The following is a 22973-nucleotide window of genomic DNA, read 5'->3' as shown; positions in this document are numbered from 1 at the left end:
GACACATGAAGCTTGCCGATGAACCCCGCACATCCACGACCACGCCGGATGTCGTGGATGCGGATGTCGTCATCATCGGGTACGGCCCGGTCGGTCAGACCCTGGCTGCTCTCCTGGGGACGTCGGGGCACCGCGTGCTGGTGTGCGAACGGCGGGTCGGGCGCTACGAGACGCCACGAGCCGGACACTTCGATCACGAAATCATGCGCGTCTTCCAGTCTTTGGGCATTGCCGAGGATGTAAGGCGCATTGCCGAACCAGCTCGTGTGTATGCATTCCTCGACACGGACGGAGGCGTGATTTCCCGTCTGCCAAGGGAATGGAACGCTCCCTCCGGCTGGGATGCGTCGTACCACTTCTACCAGCCGGAACTCGAAGATGTCCTGGACGCGGCAGTCCGCGGAGCATCCACGGTGGACGTTCGTTTCGGTGCGGAGCTGGTCGACCTGCGCCAGGGGGCCGACCACGTGGTGGTGACGTTGGCGGACGGCAGCGTCGTCACCGCTCGCTATGCGGTCGGGGCAGACGGCGCCAACAGCGCGGTACGCACGCTCTGCGGCATTCCGACGAAAGATCTCGGTTTCCGGGGCGACTGGCTGGTGGTTGACGTCCGGCCTCGGCCTGGCGCCCCGGCCCTGGACATCCCGGACACCGGCCAGGTACTCGACCCCGCGAGGCCGAACCACATGGGCCGGGTGGCTCAGCGGTACTTCCGCTGGGAGTTCATGCTCGTCGAGGGCGACGATCCCACCGAGATGGTGAAGCCGGAACGTGTCTGGGAGCTGCTCAGTCCCTGGATCGGCCCGCAGGAGGGGGAGGTGATCCGGCAGACCGTCTACCAGTTCCGATCCATCGTGGCCGACACGTTCCGCCACCGGTCGGTTCTGCTTGCCGGTGACGCCGCTCACGTCATGCCGCCCTTCCTCGGACAGGGCATGAGCTCTGGCATCCGGGACGCCGCGACCCTCGGCTGGATGCTCGACCTCGTGCTGACCGGCGCCGCGGACCCGAAGCTGCTGGACTTGTACACGCTCTCGAGAAGGCCACAGGTCATCGACTACATCGAGGAGTCGGTGCGGGTAGGGACCGTCGTCTGCGAGACCGACCCCGTTCGTGCGGCGCAACGTCGTACGGAGATGCGGTCGGCGACCGAGCTTCCGCCACCGTTCGAGCCGCCTGTCGGCGCAGGCTTCCGAGACGGACAACCGCTGGCCGGCCACTTGGCCGTACAGCCCTTTCTGCGTACGAGCGGCGGGCAGACCGAGCGGTCCGACGATGTGCTCGGCCACGGGTTCACCCTGTTCAGCCTGGTCGAACCGGACGCGGCGACGACCGCGGCCGTCGCGGAACTCGAGCGCGCCATCGGGCTGCGGTCCGTGGTGGTGGGCGCCGAGGGGGTCCAGGAAGAGGGCGAGGCGCTGAGTGACTGGCTCAAGGAGTCCGGTGTCGTGGCCGTGCTGGTTCGCCCGGACTTCTACGTCTTCGGCACCGCTACCGAGCTCTCCGAGGTGGTGGATCTGCTCGCCTCACTTCGCGCGAGCCTGTCGCTGGTGTAGCGGCCTGACACCCGCGCTCGCGCGGCGACCGACGACAGCCCCGGATCACATGACACACGGAGGAATCTCATGCCGAAGACGAACAACGGTATGTACTACGAGGAGCGGGGAAACGGGCCGGACACCATCGTTCTGCTGCCCGGACTCGGGTGCTCACTCACGTGCTGGTCGGAGGTGGCACCCCTGCTCGACGGCTATCGCCTCGTGCTCATGGACCTGCCGGGCCACGCGGGCTCCCTCCATGCGCCTGCCGACGGATCGAGCCTCGCCCGGATCGCCGAAACGGTGATCGATGCTTGTGATCAGCTCGGCCTCGAACGCTTCGCCCTCGTCGGTCTCTCCTTCGGCGGCGCGCTCAGTGTGCGGATCGCTCTGGACCGGCCCGGCCAGGTGTTCGCGGTCATGGCGCTCATGCCGTGGAACGCGGGCGGTACCGAGGCGGGCGATCCCGTCATCGAAGGGTTCCACACGTCCTTCCGTGACGTTGAAGCCATCACGCAGGCCGTTGGGGCCATCTCGCTGGAACCGAGCAAGACGACCGATGTCGTGCGCACGATGACGACTGCTGTCACCGAGCAGTTCTGGCACAGCTGGCTCGGAACCGGTGGCGGTGCTTACACGAGCATGTTCGAGGAGTTGTCCGGGATGGCCGTGCCGGCGTGCTACGTCATCGGCGGCCAAGACACCATCGCCCCGCAGGACAAGTTGATCGCCGACGTCCGTGCGATGCCCGGAGGCCGGCTGGTCTTCCTGTCGGACGCGGGACATCTCGCCCCTTACGAGTCTCCCGAGCTCGTCGCCCGGGAGATCCGCGAGTTCGTCAGCCGCTACGCGAACACGCCGTCGCCGGGCGCGGGTGCTTCGTCATGAGGTCGCTGTGGTTCGTCGGCAGGTCGAGCGGCCGCGGTTTTCGTGGGCTCGGGCCGCCCTCCTCGTCCTGGTTCAAAGACGTGTTGCTACGCGGATCAGGTCGGCAACGGTACGGAGGTGGCTGTGCGGTGGCCAGGCGATCACCGTTGTCACGGGCGGGGCATCCAGGACCGGCACGGCGGCGAGGTCCCGGCGCAGGTCGGCGGCGGCGGACTCGGGGATGACCACGGTGGTACGGCCAAGCGCGATCAGCTGGAACAGCTGCGCCAGGTTCCGTACCTCTGCGCCCGGTCCTTGTGGGTAGCTGCCGCCGGGACCGGGCCAGCGGGCCATCGGGAGCGTTGGCAGGGTGGTGATGTCGGCCATCCGGACCTGGGAGCGGTCGGCGAGCGGGTGTGAGGCCGGCAGGATCGCGACCTGTCCCTCTGTGCACAGGGTTTCAGTGTCGAGCCCGGCTGCTGAGTCGAAGGGCAGGTGCAGCAGGGCCACGTCGGCGTGCCCGTCCCGCAGCAGCTGCTGGTGCTGGTGTGCCTCGCAGAGCAGCAGCTCGACGGTGGCTGCGCCGGGTTCCGCGGCGTAGGCGTCGAGCAGTTTGGTCAGCAGCTCGCCGGCGGTGCCGGTTTTGACGGCGAGGACGAGGCTGGGGTGTGCTGTCGCGGCCTGTTGAGTATGCCGCTCAGCCGCGGTCACGGCGCTGAGGATCGCGTGTGCTTCGGCCAGCAGCACGGCTCCGGCCTCGGTGAGGGTGACCTTGCGGCTGGTGCGTTCCAGCAGTGCGATTCCGAGCCGGCGTTCGAGCTGGGTGATCGTGCGGGACAGGGGCGGCTGGGCTATTCCGAGGCGCTGGGCAGCCTTGCCGAAGTGCAGCTCCTCGGCGACGGCGACGAAGTACCGCAGCTCGCGTATGTCCATGCGCCCAGGCTAATGACGGCTCACGGCGGATCGATATCGTTCGGGTATTTCTGCACTACCGAGCAGGTGTTGGTGCCCGGCCGCAGCGCAGGCATGCTCGCTGTCGTGAACGAGAAAACGATCGCGCTGGTCACTGGCGCGAACAAGGGAATCGGGTACGAGATCGCGGCCGGGCTCGGTGCGCGGGGCTGGAGTGTCGGCGTCGGCGCCCGGGACGAGCAGCGCCGGGAGGACGCCGTGGCGAAGTTGCGCGCGGCTGGTGCCGACGCCTTCGGCGTGCCCCTGGACGTGACCGACGACGAGAGCGTGATCGCCGCGGTCCGACTGATCGAGGAGCGTGCGGGGCGGCTGGACGTACTGGTCAACAACGCCGGCGTGGCCGGCGGCTGGCCGGAGGAACCCACGACCATCGACCTCGACACCGTGCGGCGGCTGGTGGAGACCAACGTCATCGGCGTCATCAGGGTCACCAACGCGATGCTGCCGTTGCTGCGCCGTTCGGCGCACCCGCGGATCGTCAACCAGTCCAGCCACGTCGGCTCCCTGACCCTGCAGACCGCGCCCGGTGTCGACCTCGGGGGGATCAGCGGGGGCTACGCACCGACGAAGACCTTCCTCAATGCCGTCACCATCCAGTACGCCAAGGAGCTGAGCGGCACCGGCATCCTGATCAACAACGCCTGCCCTGGTTACGTGGCCACCGACCTCAACGGATTCAGCGGGACCCAGACCCCCGAGCAGGGCGCGGCGATCGCCATCCGGCTGGCGACCCTGCCGGACGACGGCCCGACCGGCCGGCTTTTCGACGACAACGGGGTCGTCCCCTGGTGACCTGACTCTGGGGTGCGTTCCCCGTCGATCAGGCCGTTGACGCCGGAGCGGCGCAGGACGGTGTCGACGGCGTCGAGCCGGATGTTCAGCGAACGCCCGCCGCTGGGGGCCCGGCCCAGCAGGCGCTCGGCGGCGGCCCGCTCGCCGTCGGTGGGGCGCGGCCAGGGGACCGGGCCGGTGAGTGGCTCGGCGGGTTGCATGTGGCGGCGTATCCGGTCCGGTAGCCAGGCACAGCCCGGGGAGCCGGGGGAACCCCCGCGTGTGCCTCCGACGTAGCCGGCGTTGTAGCGTTTCGTGCGGCTGTTCGGCTCTCGTTGCCCGTCGTCGCCACCCACGGGCAACAAGCCGGGGGCACCGCACGTGTGAGGAGCAGAAAGTCATGGCACGACCAGAGTCCGCCAAGAGCAGCACGGGCCGGGGCACCCCGGCCACGTTGCCGGAGGCGCCGCTCATGGCTGCGTGTTCGGGCGGCTCGCACTCCTCTTGCGCACGGGCGGGCGGCCAGTCCTCCGTGCCCTCCGCGGTCGGAGTCCGGAACGACCCACCCCACCGGCTGCTCCCCACACCCTCACCAGCGACCAACCCACCATGTGGAACATGGCCCCAGGAGGAGAAGTGCAGCGACCACCGGAACGGCACGACCTCGCCTCGTATACCCGACGGCGCGTCCTGACCGCCGCGGTCGGGATCGGGGCCGCGGCTGCCCTCGGTGGTTGCGACGCGTCCGCGTCCTCGTCCTCGTCGGACGCCCTCCAGGTCGACTTCGGCAGGACGGCGTTCTTCCCCCTGGTCAAGTCGAAGATCGGCGTGGGGCGTGCGCTCAACTCCGACAAGATCCTGGACAGCCTGCGGTACCTGGACGAGATCCGTCCGGCGCTCTACGACGGAGAACTCCGCTTTCCGGACACGGACTCGGACTCGATGAAGCCGTACCCCGTCGAGGTCGAGGGCGGCGAGGTCCAGGTGCGGCGCAACTCCTTTCTCGACACGGTGCAGAGTGAGCTGCGGCGGCGCCGCATCGAGGTCATGTATCAACTGGAGGGCGCGCCCCAGCAGTGGGAGGACGCCGCGAAGACCAAGGCGCCGCGGAAGTTCCCGGCCCCGACCGATCTGCGGGCCGCTGCGGACGCGATGGGCAAGTGGGCGAAGCTCTACAACGATCAACCGGTCAGCTGGTGCATGTGGAACGAGCCGAGCCACAACCTCACCGGGTCTCCTGATCTGGCGTCGATCCGGCAGATGGTCGACATCTACGACGCCTACGCCGGCGCGATCGGGCCCAAGGGGCTGTTCGGTATGGCGAGTTTCGTTCCGGTCGACGCACATCCCCGCCGGCAGTTGGGCGGCCGGAGCTACCTGGAGACGGCCGTCGACGAGTTGCGGAAGCGCCGCAAGACCGAGCCCGACCTGCCGTTCGACTACCTCACCATGAACAACTACGGCGAGGATCTCTCCGACCTCGTCGACGGTGCACGCAACGCGCTGGGCGGCGACTTCAACACCGTTCCGCTCATTCAGGCGCAGTTCGGGGTGTTCCGTCCGGGTGAGTGGGAGAAGAAGGGCGGAACCGCGCTGGAGGCGGCCCGCTCGGTGGCGGCGTTGGAGAAGGCGCTGCGGATACCCGACCTGCAGACGTTCACCTTCAGCGGCTGGGTGCCGCACATGATCGCCTTCAAGGGCGGTGAGGTGCTCCGCACGCCGTTGTTCAACGCGCTGAAGCTCTACGCGCGCATGCCGGACCGCCGCACCCCGGTGCGCGGTGGGCTGCCCGACGGCGTCGGTGCCATGGCCTCCGGTGACGAGCACCGCAGTTCGGTCCTGGTGTGGAACGAGTCCGGCGAGTCGCGGACCATCCAGCTCGAGCTGGCCGACGTTCCGTTGGCCGATGGGGGGCAGACCGAGCTGAAGGTGTATCACATCGATCAGAAGCACGGCAGCCCGCTGGAGCACAGTGGAAGCGACTTCGGCCCCAGTGAGACCGTTCACCTCGATGGGCGTTCCCGTAAGGTGTCCAAGACCGTGACGGTGGCGGGCCCGGGTCTGGTGTACGTGGAGGTCGGCGCCGCCTCGCACCATCCCGTCCTGGACCGGGACGGCCTGTCCGCCACCCTGGTCCGGAAGCACACGTACGCCGACCGCGTCGCGGGGGCGAAGGGTACGACCACGGTGCGCGGCAATGCCTATGGCTGCTACGACGCGGTGCGTGCCGTGGCCTATGTGGGCGTCGAGGGGGATGAGGGCACCGGGTTGTGCGGAGCGGAGTACCGCGGTCTGCCGCAGACCCTCGACACGGACGTCCGCGCCGAGCTTCCGGACCACCAACCGGCCTCGTCGGAGGCGTTGTTCGGCATCCGGGTGGACTACGTACGCGGCCACGGCGTCGCGAAGAGCGTGCTCTGGCACGGCGACATCCTCGACAAGCGCCGCACCAAGCCCCTGCCGTGGGGACGGCGCGGTGCGACCGCGGACGAGCTGGTCCACGCCCCCGAACTCGATCGCGCGAGGGTGGGCCACACCAGGCTTGCCCTCGCCCTGGGCGCCCACGCGCCCTCGGGCTGGGCGAGCTCCGGCGCTCGGGCGATCATCTCGTTCTGGATGGACTCCACCGGTCCCGGCTCCCAGGCGAGGTTCCTGCTCGGCTAGACGCCGCTCTTGCCCCACAGATCGATTTCGGCGTAGGCCGTGGAAAGGGAAAGCACGTGAAGCAGAACGATTTCGCAGTGTCGCGGCGGTGGCTGGTCGGGGCTTCGGGGGCGGCCCTCCTGGCCGCCGGGTGCTCGAAGAACGATGGCGGAGGGGACAGCGGCGGCTCCGGCGGCGGCTCTGCCGACCCGTCGGCCGACGGGCTGTCCGACGGGTCGGCTCCGGACGGGGCGCTCGGCGGCAACTTCAACGAGGACCCCACCGGCTGCGGATTCACCGAGCTCGAGGGCCTGGACGCCAGTTGGCTGCGCGGCTTCGTCGCCATTCGTGCCAAGGAGGAGACCGGTGCCATGCAGGACCGGGCGGTCTCCACTCTGCTCAACGCCTCCGAGCACGGTTACGGCACCATCCTCAGCCTCAAGCTCCCGCACAACGACAAGCCTTTCCCGGCCCCGGACAGCTCCGAGATGGCCGACGTGCTGGCCAAGGTCGACAAGGTGCTGGACACCGTCATGGACAAGGTGAACATCCTCGTCGTCGGCAACGAGCCGTTCATCGAGAGCCGCAAGGAGGACTGGAACGGTCCGCTGGGCGACTTCTACGAGAAGGTCGCCGAGCATGTGCTCGCCTACCGGGCCGAGCACAGCGGTAAGAGCAGCCGTACCCGCGTCTACATGGGCGCTCTCAACCACCTCGACGACCCCGAGTGGCGCGGCGAGGGCGCGGAGCGGTGGATGGAGTTCGCGCGGAAGACCGACGGGATCGAGGGGGTGGACATCCACCCCCACGTGTCGTCCATGGCGAACGCCAAGAAGTACCTCGACTTCGTGGTGCCGCGGCTGGGACACGGGCAGAAGTTCCTGGTCACCGAGTTCTCCCTGGTGCTGCTGTGGCGGCAGCACCTGAGCGACCCGATTCCGCGCCAGTTCGCTGAGCGGTACAAGATGAGCCCCGACACCAAGGTGTGGCAGGCGATCAAGCAGGCGATCGACCACCCGTGGTCGCAGCGCCAGTGGCAGGACCTGCTCGCCATGAGCCCCTGGTACGCGAGCCACAAGCACTGGCTGAGGAACCAGGTCAAGCAGTTCCGCGACACCGGCAAGCTCGCCGTGGCCACCTATGGTGTGGCCCAGGGAGCCGCCATGACCAAGGACTTCGGCCCGCAGAAGAACCCCTGGCTGCTGAACAGCCTGTACGCGAGCCGCACCGCACGACCCGAGGCCAAGTCGTCGACGCCCGCCCAGAGCCTCGGCTGGTACGACGACTTCCGCGCCCTCCAGCGCGAGCAGGACAAGCTGCCGGTGAACACCGGCAGCGTCCCCACCTGACCGAGGCAACGGCCCCTGCCGCCGGAGGCCCGGCCTTTCGCCCGGCCTGCCGAGCACACCTTGCGTTGACGCAGGCCACTGGCGACACCTCGCGCCGTGCGGCCGATGAGCTGTCCCGGCCCCCGGTCGGCAGGGCGGATCAGCGCAGTCCGGCGAAGAGATCGTTCTCGGGTACGGCGGCGCCGGTGGTGTCCTTGACCCGTACGTAGGTCTCCATGCCCATCAACTCGCCGAACCTCTCCTTGCCCATCTTGAGGAAGAAGATGTTCTCGCCCTGACTGGCGTGCGCGGCCAGCGCATCGAACTTCTGACCGCTGAACGCGGTGGTGTCCACCCACGTGGTGATCTCATGGTCGGGGAGGCCGATCTCGGCCATCGCGGCGGCCTCGGCAGGATCCGGCTCCGGCATGTCCCCATGAAACTCGCGCATGGCTTCCGCGAACCGCTGCATCGTGGAGTGGGGCATCGTCGTCCAGTACACCTTCGGTGTCAGCGTGGTCATCTCCAGCGCCGCCATCGTGATGCGGTGGGCCTGGATGTGGTCGGGGTGGCCGTAGAAGCCGTTCTCGTCGTAGGTGACGACCACATCGGGTCGGTAGTGCCGCATGAGTTCCGCGAGTCGGGCGGCGCCTTCCGCCACGGGGGTCTGCCAGAAGGATCCGGGGGCGTCGTTGCTCGGCCAGCCCATCATCCCGGAGTCGGCATAGTCCAGCATCTCCAGATCGCTGACCTTCAGGACGTCACAGCTCGCCTTGAGTTCTTGACGGCGCATCGAGGCGACGGCGGCCGGATCGTGCCCGGGATCTCCGGGCTTGACACCCCCCGGTCCGTCACCGCAACCGCCGTCGGTACACGTCACGAGAACCGTCCGGATGCCCTCCGCCGCGTACCGCGCGAGGATCCCTCCGGTTCCGGTGGCCTCGTCGTCGGGATGGGCGTGCACGGCCATGAGCGTCAAAGGCCGGTCAGTCATGAAACAGTCCTCCTACAGGAATACGTCTTGGTCCGAGTGCGCGGCGGGCGTACCGCGATTCCGGGGCCCGGATCCTGGTGGGGCGGACGACCTTGTGGTCTCCGTGTTCCCCGACGTGCGGCGCCGGTCCCTCGGTCGATGCAACCGTGCCGCCGGGGCGGCTGTTCCCCGCGCGGCCGTTTGGCCCCGGTGACGTGAGCGGCCCTCACCGTGCGACGTCGGGTGCCCGGCGCGCCACCAGCCGCCGCTTCCCCGGCCGGATCGGCCATCCCCGTTCGGCAACCAAGCGGATCGTGCCGTCGTCCTCAACGACAGGTCGCCTCAAGGAGGTCATGCAGTGCCTACGCACGACGACATCGTCAGACCGCTGCCGGAACTGCTCGGGGACCACGCCCGTCGCCTCGGGGACAAGGTGTGTTTCCAGGACCGGCTCGGGCGCGTGACCTACCGGGAGCTCGAACGCAGGACCGCACGGCTGGCCGGGCACCTGGCTGGACTCGGCGTGGCGCGCGGTGACCGGGTGGCCGTACTGCTCGGCAACCGTGTCGAGGCGGTCGAGAGCCTGCTCGCCGTCACCCGGGCGAGCGGCGTGGGCGTGCCTCTGGACCCCGGGAGCCCGGAGGAGGAACTGACCCGCTTGCTGGACGACAGCGGGGCACGGGTGCTCATCAGCGACGGCGCCTGCCTGACGCGGCGGCGAACGCTGTCGTCCCGGCCCGGACTGACCGTGGTGGTGGTCGAAGGCGGCGACGAGGACGGGGCCGGGAGCTCGCCTCCGGGCGCGGCCGGCGCAGCCGGGGGCCGGCCCGTCGTGGCCGCGGGCGGTGTTCTGCGGTACGAGGAGTTGGCGGGTACGGAGCCGCGGATGCCGGCCCGGGACGATCTCGCGCTGGACGACGTGGCCTGGCTGCTCTACACCTCGGGCTCCTCCGGCGCGCCCAAGGGCGTCCTGTCCACCCAGCGCAACCGCCTTTCGCCGGTCGCGACGGGCCTCGTCGGTGTCCTGGGCCTGTCCGAACGGGACCGCGTGCTGTGGCCGTTACCCCTCCATCACGCGATGAGCCAGGTGGTGTGCTTCCTCGGGGTGACCGCGGTGGGGGCGAGCGCGGTGCTGCTGCCCCATTTCTCGGTGGCGGGTGTGCTCGGCGAACTACGCCGCGGGGGCGGTCCGTTCACCTTGCTCGGCGGGGTCCCGACCACGTATTCGGCGCTGCTCGACGCGGTCCGGGGCGAGGAAGCCGGCGAGGGCGGCGTCGGTCTCGGCGCCCCCGCGCTGCGGGGTTGCGTCAGCGGTGGTGCGGCGGCGGGGCCCGGGTTCCGCGAGTCCTTCGAGGCGATCTGCCGTGTCCCGTATCTGGAGCACTACGGCAGCACGGAGGCGGGCCCGGTCACCATGGCGGCGCCGGGCGAGGCGACGGCGTCCGGGGCGCGGGGCCGGGTGCTGCCCGGCACCCGGGTCCGGGTCGGCGGGGGCCCCGTCGGCCGGGACACGGGCGAGGGCGAGTTATGGGTCAGCGGGCCCGGGGTCATGGCCGGATACCACGGCAGGCCGGAAGCCACCGCGGAGGTACTGCGCGACGGCTGGTTCCGCACGGGTGACCTGGTCAGGATCGATGGCTCCGGTGAACTGGCGGTCACCGGCCGGGTAGGTGATCTGATCATCCGGGGCGGGGTGAACGTCCATCCTGCGGAGGTGGAGGCGGTGCTGCGGCGGCTTCCGGGGGTGGCGGACGCCGCCGTGGCCGGACGCCCGCACCCCGTCTTCGGCGAGGTGCCGGTCGGCTATCTGGTCGCCGGGTCCGGTGGCGGCGTGCTGGACAGGGGGCGCATACTCGCCGCCTGCCGTGCGGAACTGTCCGGCTTCAAGGTGCCGGTCGAGTTGTTCGAGGTGGCGGACATTCCCCGTACGGTCTCCGGGAAGATCCTGCGGCGGGACCTCGCCGGCCTGCCCGCGCGGGCGCTGGGCGCGGAGGCCGTCGGGAAGCCGTCGGAGGACCTGCTGACTGTGGTGCGAAGCGAGGTGGCGGCCGTGCTCGGCGGTACGCCTCAGGCTGTGGAGCCGAGCACGGCACTGCGGGACCTGGGCATGGACTCCCTCACCGCGACGGTGCTGCGGGAGCGGTTGTCGGCGGCGACCGGCCTGCCGCTCTCCGAGGCCGTCGCCTTCGACTTTCCCACGGCCGCCGCGCTCGCCGCCCATCTCGGGGAACGGAACGCCGCCGGGCCGGCCGGTGCCGGGCCCGTGAACCGGAGCGCGGCCCGGCCGGACGACGATCCTGTGGTGATCGTGGGGATGGCGTGCCGCTATCCCGGAGACGTGACGTCTCCCGAGGAACTGTGGCGGCTGGTGGCCGAGGGGAGGGACGCCATCGGTCCCTTCCCCACCGACCGGGGCTGGGACACCCGGGCGCTGTACGACCCGGACCCCGGGCGGCCCGGACGGACGTATGTGCGCGAGGGCGGTTTCCTCTCCGGTGCGGACCGCTTCGACCCCGGCTTCTTCGGCATCTCTCCCCGCGAGGCGCTGGCCATGGACCCCCAGCACCGGCTGCTGCTCGAAGTGGCGTGGGAGGCCTTCGAGCACGCCGGTCTCGTCCCCGCCACCCTGCGCTCCTCGGCAACCGGGGTGTACGTCGGGCTGATGTACAGCGACTACGCCCGCCGCCTGACAAGGACGCCCGAGCAGGTCGAGGGGTACCTCGGCCTCGGCAACGCCGGAAGCGTCGCCTCGGGTCGCATCGCCTACACCTTCGGCCTCGAAGGACCGGCCCTCACCGTGGACACGGCGTGTTCCTCGTCCCTGGTGGCCCTGCACCTGGCGACCCAGGCGCTGCGCCGGGGCGAGTGTGCCTTCGCGTTGGCCGGCGGCGCCACGGTGATGTCGGGGCCCTCGTCGTTCGTGGAGTTCAGCCGCCAGCGGGCGCTGGCACCGGACGGCCGCTGCAAGGCGTTCGGCGCGTCCGCCGACGGCACCGGGTGGGCCGAGGGCGCCGGAATGCTGCTGCTGAGCCGGTTGTCCGAGGCGCGCCGTGCCGGACTTCCGGTCCTGGCCGTGGTGCGCGGCTCGGCGGTGAACCAGGACGGGGCGAGCAACGGGCTGACCGCACCGCACGGACCGGCGCAGCAACGGGTGATCCGGCAGGCGCTCGCGGACGCGGGGCTGCATTACGGGGACATCGACGCGGTGGAGGCGCATGGCACCGGCACCCGGCTGGGGGACGTCATCGAGGCGGAGGCCTTCCTCGCGACGTACGGGCGCCACGCGCGGCAGCGTCCCCTCCGGCTGGGCTCGGTGAAGTCGAACATCGGTCACACCCAGGCCGCCGCCGGAGTGGCCGGTGTGATCAAAATGGTGCAGGCGATGCGGCACGGCGTGCTGCCGCGCACGCTGCACGCCGACCAGCCGACCCCCCGTGTCGACTGGTCGCCGGAGCGGATCGCGCTGCTGACCCGGGCGGTGGAGTGGCCTGCGACGAACCGCCGGCGCCGGGTGGGAGTGTCCTCCTTCGGCATCAGCGGCACCAACGCCCATGTGGTGCTCGAAGAGCCTCCGGGCGACGGGGAGGCCGCACCGCCTGCCGTGGCGGACGGCGGGGCCGTAAGCGGCCGCGTCGGGCCCGGGGCGGTGCGGGGAGAGGTGACACGTCCCGGACGGGCCGCGGTGGCCTTTCCGGTGTCGGCCAGGAGCGTGCCGGGGCTGCGGGCCCAGGCACGACGGCTGTACGACCATGTGGCCGCCACCCCCGATGCGTCCCTGGCGGACCTCGGGTACTCGCTCGCCACCACGCGTACGGCCTTCGAGCACCGGGCCGTGGTGGTGGCCCGGGAACGTGCCGAACTGCTCCGCTCCCTGCGGGCCGTGGCGGAGGACGACGGCCGGTCCGGAGTGCACACGGGCACGTCCCGCCACCACGGCCCGCCGGCCCTGCTGTTCACCGGCCAGGGCAGCCAGCGCGCCGGGATGGGCCGTGAACTGTACACGTCGCGGGATCTGCATCCGGCCTTCGCCCGTTCGCTGGACGAGTGCTGTGCCCTGCTCGACCCGCTGCTGCCGGTGCCCCTGCGGGACGTCATGTTCGCCGGGCCCGGTACGGAGACGGGCGCGCTGCTCAGGACGACCCGGTTCGCGCAGCCGGCCCTCTTCGCCCTGGGGACGGCCCTGTTCCGGCAGTTCGAGGCATGGGGGGTACGCCCCGGTCCGGTGGCCGGGCACTCGGTGGGCGAGGTGACGGCGGCCCATGTCGCCGGGGTGCTGTCCCTCGCGGACGCGTGCACACTGGTGGCGGCCCGGGGCCGGCTGATGGACACGCTGCCCGCGGGCGGCGCGATGGCGGCCGTGGCCGCCGGCCCTGACGAGGTGGCCGCCCACCTTGCCGAGACGGGGTGGGCGGTGGAGATCGCCGCGGTCAACGGGCCCGCCTCGGTGGTCCTCTCCGGCGACGAGGCCGCGGTGCTGGCGGCCGCCGCCTCCTTCCGGAAGCGAGGGCGTTCGGTGACACGGCTGCGGGTCGGCCATGCCTTCCACTCCGCTCGGATGGAGCCTGTGCTGGCCGACTTGGCGGATGTGGCCCGGCGTCTGTCCTTCACCGCGCCGAGGCTGCCTCTGCTCACCGTCGTGGCGGGCCGGGCGGCCACCGACGAGGAGCTGTGCACACCGGAGTTCTGGGTGGACCATGTCCGCCGTCCGGTCCTCTTCGCCGATTCGGTGGCGTACCTGGGTGAGCGAGGCGCGGCACACTACGTCGAACTGGGGCCGGACGGGACGCTCACCGCTCTGGTACGGGATTGCCTCGCCACAGCCGGCCCGGCACCGGCCGGCCCGGCCGCGGCCGAGGCGGGCGGCGGCGAGCGGGGCCCGGCACCGCTGGTCCTGCCGACTCTGCGCAGGACGCGGCCGGAAGCGGACGCCCTGCTCGACACGCTGGCCGCGCTGCACGCCCACGGCGTGCCCGTCGACTGGCGGGCCGTCTTCGCCGGGCGCGGCGGGCGGCGCGTCGCACTGCCCCCGTACGCCTTCCAGCGCCGCCGGTACTGGCTGGAGACCGCCCCGGGGCATCCGCCCGTGTCCCCGACGGCCGAGCCCGCCCATCCGTTCCTGCGGTCGTACACCCGCACGGCCGACGACGACGGGTTGCTGCTGAGCGCGGTGCTCTCGGTGCATGACCAGCCGTGGCTCGCCGATCATGTGGTGGCCGGCGAGATCGTGCTGCCTGCGGCCGCCTTCGTCGACATGGCCCTGTACGCCGGTGAGCTGGCGGGCGTGTCCGTCCTCGACGAGCTCGTCCTGGCCGCACCGCTGCCGTTGCCCTCGGACGGTGCTGTCGCCTTGCAGGTGAAGGTGGCGGGGGCGGACGAGGCGGGACGGCGGGCCGTGTTCTTCCACTCCCGGCCGTACACCACGGCGGGTGATCAGCCCTGGCTCCGGCACGCCGTCGGCACTCTTTCGCCGGCTCAGCCGCCCGCGGACCGGGAAGCGGCCGCCGCCGGGACCGGCGGTGTGCCCCGGCCGCACGTGTCCTGGCCGCCGGAGGCCGCGGTGCCCCTGCACACCGACGGTCCGGGGACCGGACCGTACGAGCAACTGGCCGCCGACGGGCTGCGCTACGGTCCTGCCTTCCGGGGCATGCGCGCCGCCTGGAGGCACGGGGAGGAGCTGTACGCCGATGTCGCGCTGCCCGAAGCGGCCCGGGTGCCGCGCCCGGAGGCGGACGGCCCGGAGTTCGTCCTGCATCCCGCATTGTTCGACGCGGCGCTGCACGCCCTGGCCCTGGACGGCATCGTCACAGACGGCCCCGGGGCAGTCGGTCCGGCGGCCGGCGGGCTGTCCCTGCCGTTCGCCTTCAGCGGAGTGCGCGTGCACACCACCGGCGCACGGCGCTTGCGGGTCCGGGCGGCCCCCGGGCCCGACGGGCGGGCCGGAGTGGAGCTGACCGACGAGACCGGCTCACCGGTGGCGACGGTCCGTTCGCTGACGCTCCGGCCCCTACCGCGTACCGGCTCGAGCCCGGCGGGCGCGGTCACCGGTGCTCTCCACCGGACGGACTGGGTGCCGCTGACCGAGCCGCCCGCACCCGTGGCGACGCTCCGCTGGGGGGTTCTGGGCACGGCGGGCACACGGCTGGTGGACGCCCTCGCGCCCCCGGGTTCCGGCGTCCCGGTGTACCGCGGCCCGGCGGCGTGCGACGCGTCGTCGGCCGTCGTCGTGGCACCGTGCCCCCCGCCTGACCCGACCGGCGGCGCGCAGGACCAGGCTGCCGGGTTGCTGCGGGCGGCGGACCGGGCGCTGGGGCTCGTGCGGGAGTGGCTCGCTGCACCGCACCTGTCCCGCTCCCGTCTCGTCCTCCTGACGTCCGGTGCCGTCGGTCGCGGGAGCGACGGCCGGTCCGGCGAGAGGGCGTCCGTACCGTCGCACACACCGGTGTGGGGACTGGTCCGCTCGGCCCTGCGCGAACACCCGGGCCGCTTCGCCCTGATCGACGTGGATGAACACCCCGACTCCTGGAGTGCCCTGCCCGCCCTGCTGGCCGCCTCGGCACCGGAGCTGGCCGTACGCCGGGGGACGGCGTACGTGCCGAAGCTGGTGCCACTGGCCGAGGCGGCACCGGAGCCGCGGCGGCGACGGCCGCTCGACCCGGAGGGCACGGTCCTGGTCACCGGCGGCACCGGTTCCCTGGGCATGCTGGTGGCGCGGCACCTGGTCACCGCCCACGGCGTTCGTCATCTGCTGCTCGCCGGCCGACGCGGGCCGGCCGCTCCGGGGGCCCGGGAACTCGTCGCGGAGCTGCGTGCGGCGGGCGCCCAGGTGCACGTGCACGCCTGTGACGTCGCGGACCGGACCGCGCTCGCCACCCTGCTCGACGCGATACCGGCGGCCCACCCGCTGACCGGCGTCGTGCACACCGCGGGGGTGCTGGACGACGCCGTCGTCACGGCGCTCACCACCGACCGTCTGAGACGGGTGCTGCGCCCCAAGGCGGACGCCGCTCTCGCGCTGCACGAACTGACCCGCGGTCATGACCTGACCTTGTTCGCGTTGTTCTCCTCGGTCGCGGGCACGTTCGGCTCCGCGGGTCAGGCCAACTACGCCGCGGCCAACTGCGTGCTGGATGCCTTGGCACGACACCGCGGCCGGCTCGGACTGCCCGGTACGTCGATCGTCTGGGGCCCCTGGCGGCAGGACGACGGCATGATGGCGCACCTCGGCGACGCGGACCGGCAGCGGATGGCCCGTTCCGGGTTCGCCCCGCTCGGACCGGAAGAGGCCCTGGCCCTCTTCGACGCCGCCGTGGCCGGTGACGAACCCGTGGTGGTGGCGGCCCGCCTCGCCCCGTCCGCTCTCCGCGGCGGCGAACCGGCGGCGAACCGGCTCCGAACTCCCGCTGCCGATGCGGTCGACACGGGCGGGGACCGACGCGGCCGGGCGTTGGCGGCCGCTCCCCCCGGCGAGCGGGGCGGGGTGCCGCTCACGATGGTCCGGACCCTGGCGGCCCGCGTCCTGGGCCACGCGGAGGAGGCGAGCGAGATCGACGGGGACGCCGTGCTGGCGGACCTCGGGCTGGACTCCCTGGCCGCGGTCGATCTGCGCAATGAGCTCGCGGCGTGGACGGGGCTGGCACTGCCGCCCACGCTGTTGTTCGACTTCCCGACGCCGCGCGCGCTCGCCACCGAGCTGACACGGCGGTATGCCGCCGAGGCACCTCCCGCGGGTGTCACGCCCGAGGGCCCGGCAGCGAACGTCGAAGCGGGGGGCGGACCGAAGGGCGGTCCGGAGGGCGGTCCGGAGGGCGGTCCGGAGGCGAGCGCTTCGCCGGACGCCCGGGTGCGGGCCGCCGACGTACCGCACGCCGGGGGAGCTCCGGACTCCCTGGGCGTGCTCTTCCGTGCTGCGTGTTCCCGGGGACAGAGCTGGGACGGCATGGCGCTCCTCACCGTCGCCGCGCGCCTGCGCCCGGTCTTCGACAGGACAGGGGCGCCCGGCGCGACGCACGAACCCGTCATGCTCGCGGTGGGCGGCACGGGGTCCCGACTGGTCTGCTTCCCCGCGCTCAGCGCGGTGTCCGGACCACAGGAGTACGCGCGCCTCGGTGCCGGGCTGCGCGGGCTGCGGCCGGTTTCCGCGGTGCGGCACCCGGGGTTCGAGTCCCGGGAGGCTCTGCCTGCCACGCTGGATGCTCTCGTCACCGCCCAGGCCATTGCCGTCCGCGCAGCCGCGGCCGAAGACTCCCCGGTACTGCTGGGACGGTCGGCCGGTGGCTGGGTGGCCCATGCCGTGGCCGAGCGTCTGGAGTCCGAGGGCGCCGCCCCGGCGGCCGTCGTCCTGGTGGACACCGATCCCCCCGGCCACGGCGACCGGGGCCAGGCGCTCTCCGCGACGACGTCGGACATGCTGCGCCGGGCGGCGGAATTCGCCTCCGCCAGCCCTGCCCGGCTCACCGCCATGGCCAGATACTTCGAGCTCTTCAGCGGCTGGAAACCCGCGCCGCTCGCCTGTCCCACCCTGTACGTACGAGCCCGGAACCCACTGCCGGGCGCCGAACCCGCCCCGGACTGGAGCCTGCCGCACGCCGAAGTCACCGTGGACGGGGACCACTTCACCATGCTGGAGGAACACGCCCGTACCACCGCACTCGCCATCCACCAGTGGCTGAGCGCCAGTCCGGTCTGAGGACGGAACTCATCGTCACCGACTCGTCGTCGGCGCGTTCAGCGCGTCGTCGTGCTCCCCGTGCGACAGGGCATGGGCAGGACCGCCAGTGCGGTGTCTGCGATGTTCCGCAGCGTCTCCGGGGCCAGGCCGGCCTTGCCTACCGCCTCGATACCGCGGACCACCGTCAGCAGCAGGGCCGCCAACCGCTCCGGATCCGCGGCGCTGTCGATGTCGCCGTGGCGCTGGGCGGCGCTGATCTCCGTCCGCAGCAGGGTCAGCAGTGCCGTCATGGTCTCGGCCGACCGTCCGGCGACCGTCGGATCATGCTGGGCCAGTTCCGCCGCGCCCTTGGCCAACAGGCACCCGCGGCGCTCGGTGTCGGAGGCGGTGTTCTCCGCCATGAGGTGCACGTATGCCGATAGCCGGGCCAGGGCCTCTGCGTCCGGGCCGCCTGCCAGCCGCTCTTCGGCCACCTCAACGACTGCGGTGCACCAGTCGCCGAACACGCGATGGAACAGCTTGCCCTTGTCGCCGAATGCGCCGTACAGGCTGCCCTTGCCCAGGCCGGTCGCCTGGGCGATGTCGTCCATCCGGGTTCCCGCATAGCCGGTCGCCCAGAACTGTTCCCGGGCCCGCTCCAGGACTTGGCGTTCGTCGAATGCGCGTGGTCTGGCCATAGTCTCAGCCTATCCATTCTTGACTCGATCGTCCATTACCGCCTACGTTATGGACGATCCATTCCACAACTGAAGGAGTTCGACATGCCAGGCGTGCTGCAGGAGAAGGTGGCCGTGATCACCGGAGGGACCAGCGGGATCGGGCTGGCCATCGCCCACCGCTTCGTCCGGGAGGGCGCACGGGTCTTCGTGACCGGCCGGGACATCGACCGCCTCGAAGCGGCAGTCAAGGAGATGGGCCCTGCGGCCACCGGCGTACGATCCGACGTCTCGGTCCTGGCCGACCTGGACGCGCTCTACGCGCGAGTCCGCGAGGAGGCCGGACGCATCGACGTGCTGGTGGCCAACGCGGGAATCGTCGCGGACGCCGCGCTCGGCGCCCACACCGAGGCGAACGTCGACCTGACGCTCGCCGTCAACGTCAAGGGCCCGCTCTTCACCGTTCAGAAGGCGCTTCCGCTGCTGGCGGAGAACGCCTCCATCCTGGTCGTCGGCTCGAGCAACAGCGCGCGGCCCAATGAGCACCTCGAGGTCTACAGCGCCTCGAAGGCGGCGGTGAGCAACCTCGTGCACAACTGGGCCCGGCAGTCGCGGGAGCGCCGATTCCGGGTCAACGTGCTCAGCCCGGGACCCACGCGGACCCCTGGCCTGCTGGGCGCCGCGGGGCCGGACGTCGACCAGTTCGCCGAGGCCGTCGTGCCACTGGGGCGGCTGGCCGACGCCGAGGAAATCGCCGAGGCCGCCCTCTTCCTGGCTTCGGACGCCTCGTCGTTCATCACCGGTGCCGAACTCTTCGCCGACGGCGGCTACACCCGGGCCTGAACGACGGCCGAAGCAACGAGATCGTGGCCGCGACCTCTTCGGATGACGTCGGCCGCCACCCCGACTGCCGCTGCGGCAACGCCAGCCGCTGGTGCCGCCTTGTTGCCTGCGACGTGCGGGCAGGGTCGCGCTCATGAGCGATTCCTCAGACAAGCCCGCCGCTCAGCCTCGTAAGCGGGTGGACTACGGGACCGGACGCGAGGCTCTGCTCAACGCGGCCGTACGCGTGGTGGCCCGGGGCGGGCTGCGCAAACTCACCTATCGCGCCGTCGCTGAGGAGGCGGGGGTCACGCACGGTCTCGTGGTGCACCACTTCGGCTCGCGGGACGCGCTGATCGAGGCGGGCCCTCGAGCATGCGGTACGTACCAGCGCGAGCACGAGTGCCCTGGAACCGGGTACGGGGAGAGGGAGCTGTCCCGCATCCTGCCCGAAGGCGCCACCCCTGCTCTGACCCGGCTCGTCTTCGCCGCGTTCGAGGGTCTGGTGCTGCACCAGCTCGTGCTCGACGAGTCCGACGTCACCGAGGCCGCCCTCGAGGAGCTGCGGTTGCTGCTGAGCCGGTGCGGAGGCGGAGAGCAGCCACACCTGCCGCAGACTCAACAGAGTCAACAGGGTCAATAGAACACCAGGTCAGAGCCGGTTCCCCATCGCTCCGGCTGGACGGGACGGTCGGGACGGTCGGGATCCGCGGGACCTTGTGAAGCGCGGGGCCCGGACAGACCGGACCCCGCGCAAGAGGGTGCTCACGATCCCTCGTAGATCGTGCTTACGGCTTGTCGAGCACCGTCCCCGTCAGCACCGGCCTGTCGGGCAGCGGCTCGGCGTTGTCGTCGGTCAGTGCGAGGCGCATCGACTCGGTCGGCTCGGCCACCTGGTCCCGCACGGTCGGTACGGTGAAGTCCACGCTGGTGCTCCCGGGCGGGATGTTCAGCCACACCCACAGGCTCGCGTCGGACAGCGGCCGCTCGGGGTCGGGCGCGTCACCGGACCAGTCGCCCAGCCACTGCGGGTCCACGTCCTTGGTGGACAGCTCGGTGCCCTCGGTGACCGGAAGCACCCGCACCGGCTGCCAGATGTCCACCGTCGAGGGCGCGTCCATGGACAACCGCCAGGTCAGCGTCTCGCCCTCGGTCACCCGGTCCGCGACCGGCGACAGGGTGATCACCGGCGCGGGGTCGTCATTCTCGACGGTGAGCCCGCCCCGGTGCTTGCCGACGACGGCGTTCTGGACGGCCTTGACGGCGATGTCGTGGGCTACGTCGTCGCCGTAGACCGTGTCGCCCTTCACCTCGACCGGCACGTCGATCGTGTCGCTGCCGGGCCGTACGGTCACGAGGCGGTTCTCGGCCCGGCCGCTGTCCGAGTCGAGGACGTACACGCGGACCTGTCCGCTGCCGTGCCCGGAGACCTCGACCGGAATCCGGTAGGTGCGGGTGCCCGAGTCGCCCTCCTTGACGATCGTGCGGCCCACGTCGACACGCGGCAGAGCGGCCGCCTTCACCGCCGAAGTGCCGGGCGCCCAGCCCCAGGCGTCCATCAGCCAGGCCCGCCCGGACCGCGAACGGGGCGTCAGCTCAAGGGACCTGACATGCCGGAGATCGAGCCCGGCCCGGGTCGCGGCCGACAGCGGGACACGCAGCTCCTGAGCCCAGTAGGAGGCGGTGTTGGCGGAGCCCGGGAGCCCGTCCACCTGGACCGAGCCCAGCGTCACCCGGCGGTTGGCGGAGTCGGTGACGGACACGTCGAACTTCGTGCCGGTCGTGTTCGGCGGTACGAAGACCCGGAGCGCGAGCTTCTGGGAGTGGCGGAGGGAGAGCGGCTTGGCCGGAGTGATACGCGCGGCCGTGCCCGGCGCGGACCACTTCAGGTCCACCGCGCTGCGGCCGGTCTCCTGTTCCGTCTCCCACCACGCGAAGTGCGGTGACGATCCGGGGGTCTCCGGGTCCAGACAGGCCACGGCCGGGTCGGGGTCGATCGCCGAACACAGCCGGGCGCCGGTCACCTTGGCCCCGCCGTCCGGCAGGAAACCACCGCTGCGGCGGCCGCCGACCGCGTGGGTCAGCACCCGGGCCGGGTCCGCGGACGGGGCCCGCTTGCCGGAACCGTCGAGCAGCGGACGCACCCGATCGTCCCCGGAGAGGAAGAGCCGGGCCGCGGCGGCGATGTAGGTGGCGCCCGCCTTGTGCTGCTGGGCGGCGGTCAGCCGGGTCGCGGCACCCGGCGTGCACACCGGGTCCGGCTGCTCCGGGTCGGTCCCGAAGTCGTCCGTGGCCGGTGCGGCGGCCTCGCCCGGGGTCCACTCGCTGTTGAAGTAGTTGTGGTTGGCGCCGACCATGTAGACCGCGCTGTGCAGTGCCGTGCCCCGGCTGATCCCGCGCGTCCCGTCGACGAAGTCCTCGCCCTGGAGGTCCGACACGTCGCCGTCACAGCCTGGCAGCAGCGTCACGGACGGTACGTCGGCGACTGGATTCTGGCCGAAGATCGTCGGTCCGATGAGCACCGTCCCGCGCACCTTCCAGCGCACCGGGCCCCGGTAGCCGTCCTCGGCGGCCGGCGGCGGATAGAGGCTGTCCATGGCGGCCCGGTTGACGCCCTCGCCACCGCGCGAGTGGCCGACGAGCAGGACATGGGAGAGGTCCGCCTTCGCCGCCTCGCGTACGACGGCCGGGGCGGAGGAGCGATGGGCGGTCCAGTCGGCCCAGCGGGCGAGGTGCTGCCGTACCAGCGAGGAACGCGCCTGCGCGCCGCCGTCCTCGGCCTCCCAGTCCTGGGCGTTGATGCCGTTCGCCGAGATCGACACCGTCACATAGCCCTGCGAGGCCAGCAGTCGCTGGTCGCGCAGATAGCCCAGGTGGCTCGGGATCGGCTTGGAGCCGTCCGCACAGGGCCAGTCGCCGCTCACGCCGTCCTCGGAGCCCGGCGTGTAGCAGGTTTCGTGGCGGCCGTGCAGGAACAGCGCGAGTGGCCGGCTGCCGGTGGCCCCCTTCGGCGCCACCACCTCGGCGGTCATCTCCACCGGGGTGTCGAACCCGGGCAGGCGTACCGGGTCGAGGTCGTACTCCCCGGTGACCGTGCGGTACGAGCCGGGTTTGCCCGGATCAACGCCGTTCGCCGGCGCCTGCGCGGGCTTCCGTGCCACGCGCGAGCCGGACCCGTGCGTGTCGTCAGCCGCCGCGTCCAGCCGGCGCCCCGCGGCCGTCACGTGGAGGGCCGCCAGCTTCTCGGGCCGCGTCTTGCCGAGGGCGAGCCGGAAGGTCCGCCCGTCCCTCGCCGGCTTCGGCACCCCGAGCAGCCGGTCCCCGGTACGGAACTCGACCCGCGCATCCCCCATGGGCACGGCCTTCGGCGCACGCCAGACCAGCTCACGCGCCCCGCCCTCCCCGTCGATCCGCCACCCCGGCGGAAGTGGGTCGTCGGCCGTCGCGCTCAACTGCCCCGGTTGGTGCGCCTGTTCAGCCTGTGCCAGTCCAGGTGAGCCCGCCAGGGCCGCCAGCACCGCCACGGCGGTCACACATATTCGCCGGGCACGGATCAATGATCCTCTCCTCAAAACCCCGTGCGCAGACGTCCCGTCGGTCCCGGGCGCCTCTCGCGTCACGTAGGACGGGGGAGAGGTGCCTGTGGGTTGTCTGTGAGGAGACGCCGACAGCGGGCGAGCGATGCGATCAAGCCAGCGCGGCGACATCGGTTCGAAGCAGCCGCACGCAGGTGCA

General features: G+C 71.6%; 11 protein-coding genes and 2 pseudogenes. 8 read left to right on the top strand and 5 right to left on the bottom strand.

The window, feature by feature from the left end; all coding sequences use genetic code 11:
* The first annotated feature begins 5 nt into the window (after window positions 1-5).
* Both mhpA and PS467_RS08365 read left to right on the top strand, forming a co-directional pair.
* On the top strand, window positions 6-1556 hold the full coding sequence (gene mhpA / locus PS467_RS08370; protein ID WP_311034717.1) for a bifunctional 3-(3-hydroxy-phenyl)propionate/3-hydroxycinnamic acid hydroxylase MhpA: 1551 nt from the start codon (window positions 6-8) through the stop codon (window positions 1554-1556).
* Between the two features lie 69 nt (window positions 1557-1625).
* Window positions 1626-2426, top strand: coding sequence for an alpha/beta fold hydrolase (locus tag PS467_RS08365; protein ID WP_311034716.1), 801 nt, complete (start codon window positions 1626-1628; stop codon window positions 2424-2426).
* A gap of 72 nt (window positions 2427-2498) precedes the next feature.
* Here PS467_RS08365 and PS467_RS08360 read toward each other — a convergent pair whose 3' ends face one another.
* Entirely contained in the window at window positions 2499-3338 is an 840-nt protein-coding gene (locus PS467_RS08360) for a LysR family transcriptional regulator (RefSeq protein ID WP_311034715.1), read from the bottom strand.
* A 93-nt stretch (window positions 3339-3431) separates the two neighbouring features.
* Here PS467_RS08360 and PS467_RS08355 point away from each other — a divergent pair, with 93 nt between their 5' ends.
* The gene (locus PS467_RS08355) at window positions 3432-4169 is read left to right on the top strand and encodes an SDR family oxidoreductase (protein ID WP_311034714.1); all 738 of its coding nucleotides are present in this window, start codon (window positions 3432-3434) and stop codon (window positions 4167-4169) included.
* A 47-nt stretch (window positions 4170-4216) separates the two neighbouring features.
* On the opposite strand, the pseudogene PS467_RS08350 reads toward PS467_RS08355, so the two are convergent.
* Window positions 4217-4369: pseudogene (locus PS467_RS08350) on the bottom strand (TIGR02679 domain-containing protein); the annotation flags it as partial.
* A gap of 415 nt (window positions 4370-4784) precedes the next feature.
* Between PS467_RS08350 and PS467_RS08345 the strand changes: the two are divergent.
* Together PS467_RS08345 and PS467_RS08340 are read left to right on the top strand one after the other, a co-directional pair.
* Window positions 4785-6812 carry a hypothetical protein gene (locus tag PS467_RS08345; RefSeq protein ID WP_311034713.1) on the top strand — a complete coding sequence of 676 codons (2028 nt, stop codon included), beginning with the start codon at window positions 4785-4787 and terminating at the stop codon, window positions 6810-6812.
* A gap of 56 nt (window positions 6813-6868) precedes the next feature.
* The gene (locus PS467_RS08340) at window positions 6869-8140 is read left to right on the top strand and encodes a hypothetical protein (protein WP_311034712.1); all 1272 of its coding nucleotides are present in this window, start codon (window positions 6869-6871) and stop codon (window positions 8138-8140) included.
* A 139-nt stretch (window positions 8141-8279) separates the two neighbouring features.
* Here PS467_RS08340 and PS467_RS08335 read toward each other — a convergent pair whose 3' ends face one another.
* Window positions 8280-9113 carry a PIG-L family deacetylase gene (locus tag PS467_RS08335; protein ID WP_311034711.1) on the bottom strand — a complete coding sequence of 278 codons (834 nt, stop codon included), beginning with the start codon at window positions 9111-9113 and terminating at the stop codon, window positions 8280-8282.
* 337 nt (window positions 9114-9450) lie between these two features.
* Here PS467_RS08335 and PS467_RS08330 point away from each other — a divergent pair, with 337 nt between their 5' ends.
* On the top strand, window positions 9451-17778 hold the full coding sequence (locus PS467_RS08330) for a type I polyketide synthase (protein WP_311034710.1): 8328 nt from the start codon (window positions 9451-9453) through the stop codon (window positions 17776-17778).
* Between the two features lie 38 nt (window positions 17779-17816).
* Here PS467_RS08330 and PS467_RS08325 read toward each other — a convergent pair whose 3' ends face one another.
* A complete protein-coding gene (locus PS467_RS08325; protein WP_311034709.1) occupies window positions 17817-18437 on the bottom strand; it encodes a TetR/AcrR family transcriptional regulator in 621 nt (206 codons plus the stop codon).
* 84 nt (window positions 18438-18521) lie between these two features.
* Here PS467_RS08325 and PS467_RS08320 point away from each other — a divergent pair, with 84 nt between their 5' ends.
* Together PS467_RS08320 and PS467_RS08315 are read left to right on the top strand one after the other, a co-directional pair.
* The gene (locus PS467_RS08320; protein WP_311034708.1) at window positions 18522-19259 is read left to right on the top strand and encodes an SDR family NAD(P)-dependent oxidoreductase; all 738 of its coding nucleotides are present in this window, start codon (window positions 18522-18524) and stop codon (window positions 19257-19259) included.
* A 133-nt stretch (window positions 19260-19392) separates the two neighbouring features.
* Window positions 19393-19881, top strand: a pseudogene (locus PS467_RS08315) (TetR/AcrR family transcriptional regulator).
* A gap of 145 nt (window positions 19882-20026) precedes the next feature.
* Here PS467_RS08315 and PS467_RS08310 read toward each other — a convergent pair.
* Window positions 20027-22795, bottom strand: coding sequence for an alpha/beta hydrolase (locus PS467_RS08310; RefSeq protein ID WP_311034707.1), 2769 nt, complete (start codon window positions 22793-22795; stop codon window positions 20027-20029).
* Window positions 22796-22973: the final 178 nt, after the last annotated feature.

The sequence above is a fragment of the Streptomyces luomodiensis genome, assembly GCF_031679605.1.
Taxonomy (GTDB): domain Bacteria; phylum Actinomycetota; class Actinomycetes; order Streptomycetales; family Streptomycetaceae; genus Streptomyces; species Streptomyces luomodiensis.
This window is presented reverse-complemented; position numbering and strand designations above follow the sequence as displayed.

What these genes read in the sequence shown, in the direction of transcription:
- mhpA (WP_311034717.1), top strand. Translation starts at nt 6, where the DNA reads ATGAAGCTTGCCGATGAACCCCGCACATCCACGACCACGCCGGATGTC.
- PS467_RS08365 (WP_311034716.1), top strand. Translation starts at nt 1,626, where the DNA reads ATGCCGAAGACGAACAACGGTATGTACTACGAGGAGCGGGGAAACGGG.
- PS467_RS08360 (WP_311034715.1), bottom strand. Translation starts at nt 3,338, where the DNA reads ATGGACATACGCGAGCTGCGGTACTTCGTCGCCGTCGCCGAGGAGCTG.
- PS467_RS08355 (WP_311034714.1), top strand. Translation starts at nt 3,432, where the DNA reads ATGCTCGCTGTCGTGAACGAGAAAACGATCGCGCTGGTCACTGGCGCG.
- PS467_RS08335 (WP_311034711.1), bottom strand. Translation starts at nt 9,113, where the DNA reads ATGACTGACCGGCCTTTGACGCTCATGGCCGTGCACGCCCATCCCGAC.
- PS467_RS08325 (WP_311034709.1), bottom strand. Translation starts at nt 18,437, where the DNA reads ATGGCCAGACCACGCGCATTCGACGAACGCCAAGTCCTGGAGCGGGCC.
- PS467_RS08320 (WP_311034708.1), top strand. Translation starts at nt 18,522, where the DNA reads ATGCCAGGCGTGCTGCAGGAGAAGGTGGCCGTGATCACCGGAGGGACC.